The organism is Paenibacillus sp. A14, from assembly GCF_036864815.1.
GTDB classification, from domain to species: domain Bacteria; phylum Bacillota; class Bacilli; order Paenibacillales; family Paenibacillaceae; genus Fontibacillus; species Fontibacillus sanfengchensis.
The window spans coordinates 498,370-511,881 of the sequence record NZ_JBAGJD010000002.1; the positions used below are offsets into that span (position 1 = coordinate 498,370).

The 13,512-nt window shown below is 52.9% G+C and carries 14 protein-coding genes; 1 reads left to right on the top strand and 13 read right to left on the bottom strand.

Going from position 1 to position 13,512, the window contains the following annotated elements; genetic code table 11:
• Window positions 1–20: 20 nt before the first annotated feature.
• Window positions 21–1,496 (bottom strand): protein adenylyltransferase SelO, encoded by a 1,476-nt coding sequence (locus tag V4U88_RS06625; protein WP_334072472.1) that lies wholly within the window; start codon window positions 1,494–1,496, stop codon window positions 21–23.
• 338 nt (window positions 1,497–1,834) lie between these two features.
• A complete protein-coding gene (locus V4U88_RS06630; protein WP_334072473.1) occupies window positions 1,835–2,818 on the bottom strand; it encodes an SseB family protein in 984 nt (327 codons plus the stop codon).
• A gap of 58 nt (window positions 2,819–2,876) precedes the next feature.
• Here V4U88_RS06630 and V4U88_RS26940 point away from each other — a divergent pair, with 58 nt between their 5' ends.
• Complete coding sequence (locus V4U88_RS26940) at window positions 2,877–3,149, top strand: helix-turn-helix domain-containing protein (RefSeq protein ID WP_416367213.1); 273 nt, start codon at window positions 2,877–2,879, stop codon at window positions 3,147–3,149.
• Between the two features lie 188 nt (window positions 3,150–3,337).
• On the opposite strand, the gene V4U88_RS06635 is transcribed toward V4U88_RS26940, so the two are convergent.
• The 11 genes from V4U88_RS06635 to V4U88_RS06685 are packed head-to-tail and all read right to left on the bottom strand — an operon-like array spanning window position 3,338 to window position 13,331.
• Entirely contained in the window at window positions 3,338–3,505 is a 168-nt protein-coding gene (locus V4U88_RS06635) for an XkdX family protein (protein WP_334072474.1), read from the bottom strand.
• Window positions 3,502–4,044 (bottom strand): hypothetical protein, encoded by a 543-nt coding sequence (locus V4U88_RS06640; protein ID WP_334072475.1) that lies wholly within the window; start codon window positions 4,042–4,044, stop codon window positions 3,502–3,504. Before V4U88_RS06640 ends, V4U88_RS06635 begins: the two co-directional genes overlap by 4 nt.
• A 12-nt stretch (window positions 4,045–4,056) precedes the next feature.
• On the bottom strand, window positions 4,057–6,840 hold the full coding sequence (locus V4U88_RS06645) for a hypothetical protein (protein ID WP_334072476.1): 2,784 nt from the start codon (window positions 6,838–6,840) through the stop codon (window positions 4,057–4,059).
• Between the two features lie 3 nt (window positions 6,841–6,843).
• On the bottom strand, window positions 6,844–7,128 hold the full coding sequence (locus tag V4U88_RS06650; protein ID WP_334072477.1) for a ketopantoate hydroxymethyltransferase: 285 nt from the start codon (window positions 7,126–7,128) through the stop codon (window positions 6,844–6,846).
• Complete coding sequence (locus V4U88_RS06655; protein WP_334072478.1) at window positions 7,125–7,715, bottom strand: putative phage tail protein; 591 nt, start codon at window positions 7,713–7,715, stop codon at window positions 7,125–7,127. Before V4U88_RS06655 ends, V4U88_RS06650 begins: the two co-directional genes overlap by 4 nt.
• The gene (locus V4U88_RS06660; protein ID WP_334072479.1) at window positions 7,708–8,787 is read right to left on the bottom strand and encodes a baseplate J/gp47 family protein; all 1,080 of its coding nucleotides are present in this window, start codon (window positions 8,785–8,787) and stop codon (window positions 7,708–7,710) included. The genes V4U88_RS06655 and V4U88_RS06660 overlap by 8 nt, the downstream gene beginning before the upstream one ends.
• Window positions 8,780–9,184, bottom strand: coding sequence for a DUF2634 domain-containing protein (locus V4U88_RS06665; protein ID WP_334072480.1), 405 nt, complete (start codon window positions 9,182–9,184; stop codon window positions 8,780–8,782). Before V4U88_RS06665 ends, V4U88_RS06660 begins: the two co-directional genes overlap by 8 nt.
• Window positions 9,181–9,555, bottom strand: a complete 375-nt coding sequence (locus V4U88_RS06670) for a DUF2577 domain-containing protein (protein WP_334072481.1) — start codon at window positions 9,553–9,555, stop codon at window positions 9,181–9,183. The genes V4U88_RS06665 and V4U88_RS06670 overlap by 4 nt, the downstream gene beginning before the upstream one ends.
• Window positions 9,556–10,536 (bottom strand): XkdQ/YqbQ family protein, encoded by a 981-nt coding sequence (locus V4U88_RS06675; protein WP_334072482.1) that lies wholly within the window; start codon window positions 10,534–10,536, stop codon window positions 9,556–9,558.
• Complete coding sequence (locus V4U88_RS06680; protein ID WP_334072483.1) at window positions 10,533–11,201, bottom strand: LysM peptidoglycan-binding domain-containing protein; 669 nt, start codon at window positions 11,199–11,201, stop codon at window positions 10,533–10,535. Before V4U88_RS06680 ends, V4U88_RS06675 begins: the two co-directional genes overlap by 4 nt.
• Before the next feature lie 12 nt (window positions 11,202–11,213).
• Window positions 11,214–13,331: a hypothetical protein gene (locus V4U88_RS06685; RefSeq protein WP_334072484.1), complete on the bottom strand. Its 2,118-nt coding sequence runs from the start codon at window positions 13,329–13,331 to the stop codon at window positions 11,214–11,216.
• Window positions 13,332–13,512: the final 181 nt, after the last annotated feature.

Sequence of the window (13,512 nt, forward strand, 5' to 3'; positions counted from 1 at the left end):
GAGCGGGAAGCCCTGTTCTCTTATGTTCCGCAAAATGTCCGGTATGGCCGACCGGAAGGATCCGGCAGGCCGCAGTATTCTTCCTGCTCCGGCCCGTAATCGTAAGGCTTGGCCAGCACGGCCAAAAGCCGCTCCATTACGCCGGTATCCCCGCGTTCCACGGCCGCCTCCAGCGCCTCCTCCACCCGGTGATTGCGCGGAATCACCGCCGGATTGCTGCGGCGCATCAGCGCCTGCGCGGCCTCGGCGCTCTCCTCCTGGCGGCCCTGTCTCGCTTGCCACTCCTTCCGCCAGGCCGCAAATTCGTCTGCGCTCTCAAGCGCGGCCTCCGTCGGCCGATCCAGGCTCAGCGCCCGGAAGGTGTTGGTGTAGTCGGCACGGGTCTTGTACATCACGCCCAGCAGACGCTTGATCAAAGGCACATCCTCCGGCTCCTCATTGAAGAGCCCCAGTTTGGCCCGCATGCCGCCCAACCAATGATGGTGGAACCGCTCGGCAAAATCGCCCAAGGCCGTTTCCGCCAGTTTGACCGCCTGCTCCTCGTCCTCATGCAGGAGCGGCAGCAGCGCCTCGGCAAACCGCGCGAGATTCCAGGCGGCGATTTCCGGCTGGTTGCCGTAGGCATAGCGGCCGTGCCTATCGATGGAGCTGAACACCGTGGCCGGATCATAGGCGTCCATGAAGGCGCAGGGTCCATAGTCGATGGTTTCGCCGCTAAGCGCCATATTGTCCGTGTTCATGACGCCGTGGATAAAGCCCACGAGCTGCCACTTGGCGATCAGCGAAGCCTGCCGCTCGATCACCTCCCGGAGCAGGGAGAGATAGCGGTTCTCGCCCGGGTCAGCCTCCGAAAAATGCCTTTCCCAAGTGTAATCCGCCAGCGCCCGAAGCTCCTCAGCCTCGCCCCAATGGGCCGCGTATTGAAAGGTCCCCACCCGCAGGTGACTCGAAGCCACGCGGGTCAAAATCGCGCCGGGCAATCCGGTTTCCCGGTGCACGGTTTCACCCGTTGTAACGACCGCCAGGCTGCGCGTCGTCGGAATGCCCAGCGCGTGCATGGCTTCGCTGATGATGTATTCGCGCAGCATCGGTCCGAGCGCCGCCCGGCCGTCCCCTTGCCGGGAATAGGGGGTCCGGCCCGGGCCCTTCAGTTGGACGTCAAACCGCGTGCCCTGCGGCGTCCTCTGTTCGCCCAACAGGATGGCCCGCCCGTCGCCCAGCTTGGTAAAATGCCCGAATTGGTGCCCGGCATAAGCTTGAGCCAGCGGCGCGGCCCCTTCGGGCAGTTCGTTGCCGGCCAATACCGCCAAACCCCGATCATTTTTCAGCGCTTGAATATCCAGCCCCAGGGCAGCGGCCAACGGCTCATTCAGAACGACCAGCTTCGGCAAGCGGACAGGCGTCGGGGTTACCTTGGAATAAAAAACCTCCGGTAACCGCGCGTAACTGTTATCGAAATTCCATCCGGGTTCCGGAATTGCGTTATGTTCTCTCATCGGATCTCCTTTCGGTTGTTATGATGGTAACGATAAACCAGGGCATTTTCTTGTATTGTTCGCTCGTATCCAATTATTATCCGAGAGGTTAAAAGATGTTGGCGACATACGCTGCAGAGGGCGGTGGGGCCAAATTAACGGGAATTCCTCCCGTTAATTAGGTACGTATACGGCTGCAGCGGAAAATTAACTGGAAAACATCCTGCTAATTCACCTGAAATCGGGTATATCGGCGATTAGGGCCACAATATAGATGGAGTTTTTCCAGCTAAATCGGGTCCAAGGGACCATAGCGGAAAATTAACGGGAGGTTTTCCCGTTAATTGCAGCCACTGATTCTAACTACTTCGTTCGCTTCTGTACGCCTCTATCATCCTCTTGTTCTTCTCATCGATCCGAAGCGGAATCCCTTGGCAGTTAATCACGATGCCGCTCATGGTTTCCGACAACGCCAAAAGGTCCTCATAACCCGCGACATTGCTGCTCCAGATCTCTTTATCGTACACCTTTTCAAACTCGGCCCAATCCGTAAAGGCCGGCAGCCAAATAGTATCACCCTCCCCTCCCAGTACGCCAAACTGAAGGGTGGCTCCTGCCCCGATCGTCTTTTTGCCGTGTTCGTCGGGCGGTGACGGGTTTGGCTCGATCAGTTGCATGGGCAGTAAGTACCTGGCCTGAATCAGTTGCTCCAGCATTTCGGTCTCCAGGGTCTGGAGAAGCGATCTTTTTCTATCCTGGTCAGGGTCTTGGATGGACATCGTTTGAAAAAATCGGATCAGCGCCCGCTGCAGCCCAGGATTGCTTACGGGAATGTTGATCTCCGGTACCCCGCTCCAATCCGGCGGCGGCAGAAGCTCGTCCCGTTCGATCTCGACATGGTATTGTCCATTATCGAGCAGAATCCTGGGCAGACCCAGCGTATGCAACTCCGCGATTTTCGGGAGAATGTTCTCCTGGTCCACCTTTTGCATATCCAGCATCAGCAACTGCTGCATAAAATAATCCCGCGCATTCGCAGCGTACGCTTCCCTGGAAAATATCCAGACCCGGTCGTCGGCGTCGAGGTAGGGGTAATTGGTGTTTTTTTCGTAGGCTATGTATAACGTTTCGGCTTCCTTGATCTTCTCCAGAAGCACGTTGTGAAACTCCTTAATCCGCTCATCCAGATAAACGTTCGGAAAAACCTCCTCCACCTTAAAATACTTGGCGGAATGAATCAAAAAAATCAGCTCCTGGATCTCCAGGGCCTCGTATTCCTCCGCGGATACCTGCGGACTAAAGATAAACTTCCGGCCGATTTCGTCCTTGCGCTGCTCGTTCATTGCCCCGCTCCTCTCGTAGGTTTTGCCTTACTATAGCGATGCTTGAAACTTGCCATATATGAACCGGGAAGGACTAAACTTAAGTCAATTTGCGAAACAAACCGGCGTTAATGTCGGATCCCTTAGTTACATTTTAAACGGAAATCGAACCTTGAGTATAGAGCAGCTAGACCTTATTACGGAAGCTATGGGGTTAACTAGAGGGTATTTTTATGACCAGTATTTTGAGGAAGTCTTGGTGGAGTCCGTTCCGAACTGGCGTAAAATCAGGCCATTTCTCTACGGCTGCGCGGAGCCATCCAGTTCGAATTATTCGTATACCAGTCGATGAGTATAATCAGTCGGATTCGCTAAAAGAGTTGGCCAATGTCTATCGTTCGTTGCATCGATGGGATAAGGTGAAGGAAATATCCGGGAAGCTGAGGGAAAGTGTACTATCAAGCCATAACCCTTTGAAAAGAAATTGTGTGGAGGGGGCTGCCAACTCCCTCCTACTTCATTAAAGATCTCTATCAAGCGCTACTGCACGGTTTTGTCTGCATCTAGTGCCGTATATTCATTTCCTGTAATCCTCTTATACTCTTCTGTCGTGATCTCTCCAAATGGGTTTAGTTCAGTCTTAACCGCACCTTTTAGCGCCTCTGCCGTAATCCAATTATTTTCAAAAGCGAGTGTCCAAAATTTCAAGCTTGTTCAACTCCCCTCAATTTAATAATGTCGAGTTTCGCCGCAGCCAGTTCCGTGCCCAAAGCGCTGATTGTTTGTTGCTGCTGAATATTTTGCAGCTTCATTGACGTTAACTCTGCCCCCAGCAAATCGGTAGCGCTCGGTTCCTGTGGATTTGGCCGAGTCCGCTCCTCAATCTCTTCCGGAGTCAATCCCTCCCCCCATAAAGTCGGCGGCTCTGGCGCCACATATACCGGAGGCTCTCCGCGCTCGTCCTCCGACTGCACGGACCATTCGTTATAGGCTACCTTATATGCTTCCTCGGCTGCGAACAACTCGTCCTGATATGCCTCCCACGCTTCCAAGTCGAAACGAGGACGGAACAGGCCCGGAGTTACCGGAATCCCGACCGTGTATCCGACATGAATGGGTTCCGGCGTTTTATCTGTGTCTTCCGCGTCCGGCGTGATATAAAAAGGGACAACGCCCGAAAAGGCGTCGTCCGCGATTACGTCCTCGATAAAGAGGCCATTCGTGTCTATTTTAGGAGCTGTTTTCATGTGCTTCCTCCTTTAGTATTCTGCCAAAAATGTTATATTAGAACAGTCTACGTATTCATTTCCCCCCAAACCATACAACATAACGCTCCCGTCCGAACCTAATACCAATTCCCCTATGCCAGAATTTGATGCCGCCGAATATAGAATAGGTATAGTCGTCGTCCGAAGGGTACGGTAGCCCGCAGGAAGCCTAAATAACACCACACCATTAGAAGTAAGTCCACCCGTTACACGTCCGGTTAGTTGGACTCGTCTGCCTACTTTCGTAAATAATAAGGGTTCGCTTACCATATTATTCCACCCATTAAGAAGTGTAGGGGTAATCCAGACGAGAGGCACATCCTTCTCGGCCTTTTTTTGCTCGACGACAGAAACGCGCTGTAACGCCTCGGCGACGTCTGCCGTTAAATCGACCAACTGCGCCTTTTCCGTCGCTGCCACGGATCCAGAAATAGGCTGAACCGGGGACCTGTCGAGCTTGATATATGTGACGGAGTATACTACAGATGGATCAAATAATCCCTTTGCAAGAACGGCAATAGCCCCTCCGCGCCCGTATGAACTGTTTGAAGCTGTCTCCCATCCATAGTCGTTTTGGGAGTCTTTATAAATCGACAAAATCCTATTTGTTGCGTATCTCAGCCACGAAATTGAAGCGCCTGCATCATTTATCTTGTAGGTGTCGATAAAATTAGGATTGGCCTTTTCCCTCAACACAATCCCCGTTCCGACTTCGGTAAGGTTATTGCCCTCATGCAGCGAAAGCGCGCCCTCGGAAGAGACAGGCTCGACGGAATCCTTTGCGAGACGGTATAAGAGCTGATACGGCGTCCAGAGCGAATTTATCACGGTCGAGGGCAGAGTATAGCCATAGTCACCGGATCCGCGTTCAAAAACGCCAATCTGCGAAGAAGTAACAGGAGTCCCTATTCCAACGTAGCGCTTAAGCCAGCCCTTTGTACCCGACCCATTATACTGCTCAAAGGTTGTATTCCAAGTTTCCTGAGAAGCCATAACCCATCCGTTAAAATACGCTTTGATCTCGTCCGACGTCGGTATATACGCTGATCTGTAAGTTATGACGATGTTATTCGTTCCGGCTGCTGGTGCCGTAGTAAACGTCAGGACGTGACTGGTGTACGTATAAGCTGTTGTCGGCGATCCGTTGACTGATACAAAAAAAGTAGACGGCATAAGCGCCAACCCGTTTGGCGGCGTAAGCGTGAATGCCTTTTTCGCCCCGTCACCGCTGAAGGTTTCCGTTTTCGATAGTTCGCCCCATCCGCTATCTTTATTAAGAACGGCAACTAGGAAAGACCCTCCATTAAAATTCAAGTCATTCCAGAAAGCTCCTTCGTCCCCGATTTCGCTTATCCATGGCAACCTAGCCCCGTTATATTTGGTTACGAATTTATTATTAGGGGAACTGTCGGTAAATCCTGATATCCTCCCCCCGGAAATCCTGACTACCTTATACCCGGATTCGGCGGTATGGTACTCCCACGGTAGCAACCCGTCCAATACGACTTTTTTCCATTTCGCCAGCTTGAAATATTGTCCCTCTTTCTCGAACAATACGTCGGGATTACTGCCATCGATGGGGTTCGAGTTTAACTCCGTTTGCAGGGCAAGCATCGTGTCCCGGCGCGGTTTGAATGGTTTTGGCGTGATTCCAAGGTTCAGCATCGGCTCCGTAGTTCGATAAACGCCCGGAGAGGTCCCCACGTTGCCCGTCCCGGTAGGGGCTTGTGTCGCGTTGCTAACAATAATACTCAGTTTTTTACAGTTAGATGGGATTGTGAATGTTTTGCTGGAAACAGTGTTTCCCGTAAATGCCAGAATTGTTACACTGTTAAGATCAACAGCCCGCACATTTGCTCCCGTAATCGTGTAGGATTGTCCCGGCAAAACGTCGAGGTTATATTGCAAATACTCCTGAGTTGTCCCTGCTGCGTTTATTGTTACGTCATAAGGACCATCAATCGCTACATTTCCGCCTTTTTCGGGCCATTCAGGAAACGGAGGTAGCAAGTTTTCACCGTATCTGACAACGTAAGGGCTATCGACGCCGATTATTCCGGACGGAACGAACGGATATTTTATCGCGATCTGCTCAGCTGTCATTCCGTTCAAACTGTCATACTCACTCGCCGAAATTTCGTATATTCTCAGCGCGTCGACGTTCCCTGTTGAGCCCTGTGATCCTACAATAACAGCCCCAAAATACACGGTTCCAGACTCGGAAAAGGCGTTTTGTGGAACCTTGAAGAACAGGGTTTTAAACTTGTCTCCTGTCGAGGATAGAATCACTTCTGATGCCCGCTCAGTCTCGGGCCTCTCCGACTCAATCATACGGATCCTGGCTTGTACTCCGCTAGGTACTTTTACCTCACCGACAGCAACATAAAATTTACTGGGTTGATAACGAATTATTTGATTAAGGTCGACGTAAGGGTCCCCCGTCAGCAAATTTCCTTTAATACTCGCGGATCCCTCGACCTTATTTGTTGTGTCTATTGTAAACCGCCCAGTGTCGGGCCATCCTTGAAGCGAGTCGCAACTCCCGGAATTCCCCAATACATTAATCAACGTCCGCCCCTTAATCTCACCCAGCCGGAACCGCGCATCCTTAGCTGCATTGATCACCTGTAGGCCGGGCTGGAGTGTAACCGGATCGATATCAGCGGTGTCCAGGCGATCCTTCAATTCGGTGTGCAGTTGATTGATTTCCTGTCCGATCTGGTTCATATCCTCGGCTTTGACAACATCACTATTCTTCCAATCCATTTTAGCCATCGTTTAGTTTCCCTCCTTTACCTCAATGGTTTGGAGCATCAAATGGTCGGCCGCAATCGGTATGTTGACGACATTGCTGCTCAAAACGGTATCCGCTGCGTCCTTGAGTTCAATTAAGGTGACCAGGGGGATTTCTGCAACCGGAATGATGTAATTCAATACCAGTACTTTATCCGTCACCGATTTAACTTCAAAATCCGTAATCGCATAGGTCCCGTTGAGGACCACTTTGGCCACCCGGCCATTAACATACTCGGCAACGTCATGTAGGATGCCTTCAGCTATCATTTTATTGGCACCTCCGTACCATAATGGAGAAACGGCTTTTCTCCCAGCTTCCAGGAGCCGTCTAATGTATAATTCCATCTCATTTCCCGCATACTGATGTGCTCTTCAAGTTCGATTGCACCCGTTAGCGCCGTGTTTTGCTGGTACACCAGGTTAGCGGGCTTGACCGTCTCGATCGTCCGGTGTACCTCTTTAAATACGTTGGCATTGTCGATGCTGGCCGTCACAGTTAGCACACTGTCGGCATAATTCACCGACGCGACCGTCATTCCCTGACCAACCAGCATGTCGAGCTGCCGCTGCAAATACCTGATCGTAAATGGAGGCTTGGTTTGGTAACGATTCAGCAGGCGACGACGCCTGAAATCCATCGTCTCCGCCGCCGGGTCCGCCTGGATCCCGAGCATTTGCTCCCGCCGCTTGATGGCCTGCAGGCCGGACGTCTCGATAAACTGGTCATCGAAGAGCTGATCGATTGCCCCTTGCATCAGGTGGAGCTCAACGGTCTCGGTGTCGGCCAACTCGGTAAAGTCCTCGATTCCCAAGTAAAAGGCTGGCAGATGGATCAAAATCCGATCCTCAGGCATGGATCTTCACCGTCCCCGGCAGCGGCACTTCGTCGGAACCCAATGAAAGGTTGGCCGGTGACCCGTCAATCGTCGTTCCGGTGACGTCCTCGATCCCCGACACAGTCAAGATGCGGGCATCGATCTGCGCCGTCCGAACGATCAATGGGTTCTGACCGGCCCAGTCCTTTCGGAGTTCCAAAAGATAGGATGCCACCACGGACTCCACATCTGCCTGTACCTGCCCAGGCGTCACCCCGGGGGCAAGCGTCAACGTCGTCTCGATGTTAATTGTATGGCCGCCCACACCCGCAATGGTGACTTTATGGTCGATCGGTGCCTGACCATACCCTTGGCCGGTGTTGCCCGTCGGATCTATGATCGTCTGTACTTCACCGACCAGGGTTTGCGAGGGTGGCGTCCAGTCCGCGGCGATGATCGTACACTTGACCGTTCCCCCACCCTGCCACACCGGATACACCTTGGTGGCACCCACGCCGGGGATGGCATTGATCCGCTGCTTGTAGTCGGCGACATTGCCGCCAAAAGCAGGCTCATTGACGGCAACATAAAAACGCTGCCGCAGCTCATCGTCCGGTTCTTCGTCCTCGCCCGGAACAAGTACCTCAGCCAGCACAGCACGGGAAAGATTCGCCACGTAATCGATCGGCAGCAGTGCGCCAAACTGCCCATTACCGATGGTTCCCGGCGTCTCGCAAACCAATTTATACATGCCGGTGCCGATTCTCTCCTTGACGACAAAGGTCAACTCTCCGATCGCATACCGGCCGCCCAGCGGCACATCCACCGGCGCGTTGCTCTCGCCGTAGAACAGCCCCTTGCGCTCGGCCGGCGTCGCCCCGGCCCGATTGACGCCGAATTCCGCGGTCCTCCGGGTCAAATACTCACCGGAGGCGGTGTCCACGAAGGACAGATTATAGTCGATGTCCAGCTCGATATACATTTGCGCCAGCTCGGCCGCCGCCGGTGCGCAGGCGTCATAAATGACGCTGCCCTCCCTTTTGTCGATCGTATCCGGCACCCGGGAGAGCATCCGCTGTAATATGAAATCAAATGTCATATGCTCATACATTTCGGTTCACCTCCTGCTCAAAACTCCCGTAAACCGTTGCCACCGTAAAGCGGATGGTGATTTGGTCTTCTTTCATCTCGGCCTGCACATTTTCAACCGAGTCAATCCGATCATCCGCTAAGAGAGCCTCCGTAATCATCCGGGTCGCTTCGGATTGAACAAATGCCGGACTGCTGCCGAGCAGCAGCGTGAGCTCGTGGCCGTAGTCGGAAGAGTAAATGTCATACCCAAACCGGTCTGTCTGAAAAACCTTATAAATCGCCTGTTTGATGGCATCCAGGCCGTCCGTTTTACCAACGACGCGTCCTTTAGCCAGGTCAAATTTCCAGGTCAGGGAGGGCAGCGGCTCCTCGTCCAGCCTTTCGTCCAACAGACTCCGGTCCGTTTCCGGAATCATGACGCGCTCACCACCCTATCCAAAATCACATACTGCTGCCCGCCCTGCACCCGGAGCAGTAGCAGCTTGTCCCCTGCCTCAAGACCGCGGCGGATAACGATCGGCTTTACCGGCAGCGCCGGCTTGGTCTGTTTCGTAGCGCTGCCCGAGCCGCTGTCGTCGGTATACTCGTGGCTGTGGTTCAAATTGATTTCAAAATGAACCAGCGACTCCGGGAGAAGCAAAAAATCCGCCGGAAGCGTGAATCGTTGATCCACGAGCACTTCCAGCGGATTTGTCTTAGTAACTTCCCCGAACATCACCGCGGCGGGATTGCCGGCATTTACGGCGTCCGTCGCGGCTTTTTTCAATGTGCCTAGTAAATTCGCCATTCACACCACCCTCAAATCCAGTGTCATTGTGTGCGCGGCGCCGTCAAAATCGTGAGCACACTCGTCCACCATCAGAGCCTGATCCACCCCGTATTCGGAGATGACGATCCGGACGCGAATGCCGGCCCTGACCCGGATATCCCCTAAAGCGTTTACCTTAAGCGACTTGGTTTCACGGTTTTTCATCATGGACAAGTTGTTCAGAAGCTCCTGGATCTGCGCCGCGTTCTTTTTTTCATCCACCGACTGGTAGAGCTGCAGCAGCCCCCACCGCTTGATATTGACGCTGTCCTTGGCCAGGTATATCTCGCGTTTGCCGGTCTCCTTATTGTCCTTGTACAGCTTAATCTGGTTATACGTGTCGCTGTCGATGGAGCGCTTGACCTCATAGTCATACATCAGCCTGCCGTCACCGACAGTCAGATCCAGACCGGTATCGGTTACCTCACGCAAACACAACGCACCGAAATCATCGTACAGGCAGTAATCGCGGCCGGTGTTTTCGTAAGTGAGCGTAATCGCCTTGCAGATGATATCCAGCAGCTTTTGCCCGTCCTCGCTCATCTGAATCTTATGTCGGGTATCAGCTACATCACCAAGCTTGAGGTTAAAATCTTTCGCAATCCGCCGGAGCACCTCGGTAGCGGTTACCCCCGTAAACACGTAGGTGTCGGTATTCATAAGATACCGGATCTGGTCATACGCCGTAATCTGAACGGCTTCATCCCGGCCCTCGTCAATGCTGAAAATATATCCATGGAATACATTCGTGTCATCGACCCGGACCCGTACGATATCCCCGTTATTGTAGGTAAAATGGGACGATTGAAAAGGAGAGCCCTTGATCAAGTTAAACGAGACACTGCCCGCCTTGCCAATCCGGGACGTCTTCCAGGACAGCCCCTCCACGATTTCACTAATGTCCCATTCGGCGTCCGCACCGCCCCCCTGGCGATTGATGATTTTCACAGCCAAGGTCATGGCAGCTTCAGCACCTTTCCGACCGGCAGCCGCTTGAGGTCCGCATCCTTGATGCCGTTAAGCTTCTGGATCTCTTTCCAGCGCCCTCCGTTCCCGAGCTTCATTTGCGCCACCTTCCAAAGGCTGTCGCCCGGGGCCATCTTATAGGTTTTCGGCTGCTGCTTATCGTTTGGCCGGGCCCCGGTTGTCTTTTTCTGGACTTTAGCTCCGCCGTTTTTGGTCTCGCGTCCGATTTTCCGCGCGGCATAAAACACATATTTTTTAAGCTTGATGTCATACTCAATGTCGCCGCCGCTGCCCGCCACCTCTTTCCAAGTGAAGGACTCGATGCTGGCGGCGGTATTAATTTCATAAGTGTCACTGGTGAAAATAAACCGGATCGGCAGCTTGGCAACCATCCACTTTTCGATCATCTTGATATATTCAACCGGGTGCATTAGTTCCTCCGTCGTCACAAACCGATACCGTCGGGCCGGAAATAAGCCGCTGAAGCTGTATTCCGTCAACTCCCGGTCCTTGATCACATTGATCTGGCCCAACCCTACCACATCAAACGTTTTGCCCTGCCCCGACTCACTGACGTTGATTTCGGAAGGGTTGACCGGTAGCCTTAACACCTCTGCCCTGTTGTTGAAACTTAACTCAACGCCATATACTGGCACCATCCATCCCTCCTATCAACCATACACAGCATCCACCGACGAGGCGATATCCCGCTCAAGCTTTTCGGAAATATGCGCGATGATCGTATTGATGTCACTCTGCTGGCGGACATGGGTATCGCCGAAACTGATCGACGGCTGCAGGGTAACGAAATTTTGAATATTCTTCATTTCTGCGAGCTCCCGCATCATTTTTAAATCCTCCGAGGAAATGTCCACGGTTTCATTAATGCGGTCCACACTGCCGACGTTTCCGACACTGCCGATATTGGCGGTATTGGCGGGGTTCCCAACTCCTAGTCCAGATCCCGGCACCATCCCCCCGGTACCCATGGGGTTTTTGTCCTTGGATGGATCCTTGCCGAAACCGGATTTGCCGAAGTTGTTCAGTTTATTTGCGAACTTATCGTAAGACTCCGACCCCAGCTTACGGCCTTCATCGACAGCCCCGGAGGTGTCCTTAAGCTGCATACGGTCGAAACTGACGACATTATCCGGCATTTCCGGCGCTTTATAACTGTCCAATGCGCTTTTTAGGCCGTCACTAAGGATATGAAGATTAAGGTCATCTTCAGAAAGGAGTTCTTTCTTCTTGAAGTCAGTGCCTAACAAGTTGTTAATGCCGTCGATCAGCCAATTGATATGCTTTAATCCGCCATTAACCATTTTAAGAATCATACCTACAAAACCACTGGCAAAGTCCTCCGCGGACCTAAGCATATCGTACATATACCCGCCGAACGTCATCACCAGGTCATAAATCAGCTTTTTGATCGCATACACCGGATTGATGAACAAGTTGATCATAAACTCCGCAAAACTGAGGAACAAATTGTAAGCCGTGGCGACCAAGTTGTACAAAGTCGCGAACAACCCGTAAAACAGCCCGACGACAAACCCCACAATCTCTTGGCCGGAAACTCCAAAGCTCATCAGCAAACCGATGAGCAGCCCGATCCCTGCGGCAATAAGCAGCAGCGGCCAGTAAACCCCGAGCCAGGCTATGGCCTGGGCCACAACAGGAGCGATCATGCCCCAGAGCAGCGCGGTCATTAGTACCAAAGCCGCCCCTATGCCGAACAGCATCATGCTGGCTGAGCCTCCCCCGGAGTTGAGCAGCTCAAGAAACGACGATACTGCGCCGACAACTCCGCTCAAAAAGGTCCCAACCATGCTTAAACCCGTTCCAAAACCGCTGATAAAGTTTGTAACCGCCTCGCCGTTCAAAGCTTCAAGGAGCGTGTCAAACATCGGGCCAAGCGCGTTGATTCCTTCCCGTCCCACCGAACCGAGCTGAAAGTTAAAGGTGTCCACCACCCGCTTCCATTTCACGGCCGGCGTGTCCATCATCGTTTCAAAGGCCGCCTTCGTCATGTTCTGCTTATTCAGCAATTGGTCCATCGCTGCGATCATTCCGTTGACGTCACCCTGCTTGACTGCCGATTTGATTGCGCCTTGATTCACCGCGGTTTCGGGAATGTTGTAATCCGAGCTCAGGGCTTTCGTGTCGCCGGACAGCATTTGCGAAATTGCGCCGGTAGCCCCCTCAAGTCCTTTCCCGGGATTTAACTGCGAGAGCCGCATGGCCAGCATATTCAGCTTCTCCAATTGCCCCGGATCGGTCGTTTTGGCCATAAACCGCTGGGTACCCGCCAAGGCGGCGTTGACATCCTGCCCATAATTCAACGCTTGCGCGGCCGTCTGATCGAAAATTTGCTTCCCTGCCGCCGAGCCCCCCGCACGAGTCGAAATTTGGTCCAGGGCGGTTTGCTGCTGTGCTCCGATATTTAAGAAACGCTCCAGATGCGGCTTGCCGGCATCCGCGATCTTTTTTACGTCAATCTTTTTGAGGGCCGTGACAAAAGTGCTCGCCTTCTTGGCCGATTTGTCAGTCGCTTGGTTGAGCTTTTCTTGGGCTTTCGCCAACTCCCCGACTTCTTTCCGGACCTGGGTTACGACTGTCATCGTTCTTTGGACGGTTTCAGTATAGAACAGCATGGCCATTGCATTGTTTTGCGCTGCTCTTTCCGAGGCATTCAAAACGGTCACCGACTGTTCAAGCGGCTGTATCACCTGAGGAAGCATCCGGCCCGCGTTATCATAAGCTTTCAGCATTAAGGTCGCATCTGCCAAGTCTTCACCTTCTTTCCGGGCAGGAGGTTCATTTCTTCTTCACCGCTTTCTTCTCCGACTTGATGATCTCCTGAATCATCGCGATGAGCGCGGCTTTTTGTCTGACGTTCAGCGCGGCGAACTCCCAGGGCATCAAGTGGAACCGGTTTAGAGCAAAGAGGGCGCAGACGGATTCGCCGTC

Excerpts from the sequence above, each read along its gene's own strand:
- V4U88_RS06630 (WP_334072473.1), bottom strand. The coding sequence starts at position 2,818 with ATGAACGAGCAGCGCAAGGACGAAATCGGCCGGAAGTTTATCTTTAGT.
- V4U88_RS06625 (WP_334072472.1), bottom strand. The coding sequence starts at position 1,496 with ATGAGAGAACATAACGCAATTCCGGAACCCGGATGGAATTTCGATAAC.
- V4U88_RS06660 (WP_334072479.1), bottom strand. The coding sequence starts at position 8,787 with ATGTATGAGCATATGACATTTGATTTCATATTACAGCGGATGCTCTCC.
- V4U88_RS06645 (WP_334072476.1), bottom strand. The coding sequence starts at position 6,840 with ATGGCTAAAATGGATTGGAAGAATAGTGATGTTGTCAAAGCCGAGGAT.
- V4U88_RS06680 (WP_334072483.1), bottom strand. The coding sequence starts at position 11,201 with ATGGTGCCAGTATATGGCGTTGAGTTAAGTTTCAACAACAGGGCAGAG.
- V4U88_RS06665 (WP_334072480.1), bottom strand. The coding sequence starts at position 9,184 with ATGATTCCGGAAACGGACCGGAGTCTGTTGGACGAAAGGCTGGACGAG.
- V4U88_RS06655 (WP_334072478.1), bottom strand. The coding sequence starts at position 7,715 with ATGCCTGAGGATCGGATTTTGATCCATCTGCCAGCCTTTTACTTGGGA.
- V4U88_RS06675 (WP_334072482.1), bottom strand. The coding sequence starts at position 10,536 with ATGACCTTGGCTGTGAAAATCATCAATCGCCAGGGGGGCGGTGCGGAC.
- V4U88_RS06650 (WP_334072477.1), bottom strand. The coding sequence starts at position 7,128 with ATGATAGCTGAAGGCATCCTACATGACGTTGCCGAGTATGTTAATGGC.
- V4U88_RS26940 (WP_416367213.1), top strand. The coding sequence starts at position 2,877 with ATGAACCGGGAAGGACTAAACTTAAGTCAATTTGCGAAACAAACCGGC.
- V4U88_RS06640 (WP_334072475.1), bottom strand. The coding sequence starts at position 4,044 with ATGAAAACAGCTCCTAAAATAGACACGAATGGCCTCTTTATCGAGGAC.
- V4U88_RS06670 (WP_334072481.1), bottom strand. The coding sequence starts at position 9,555 with ATGGCGAATTTACTAGGCACATTGAAAAAAGCCGCGACGGACGCCGTA.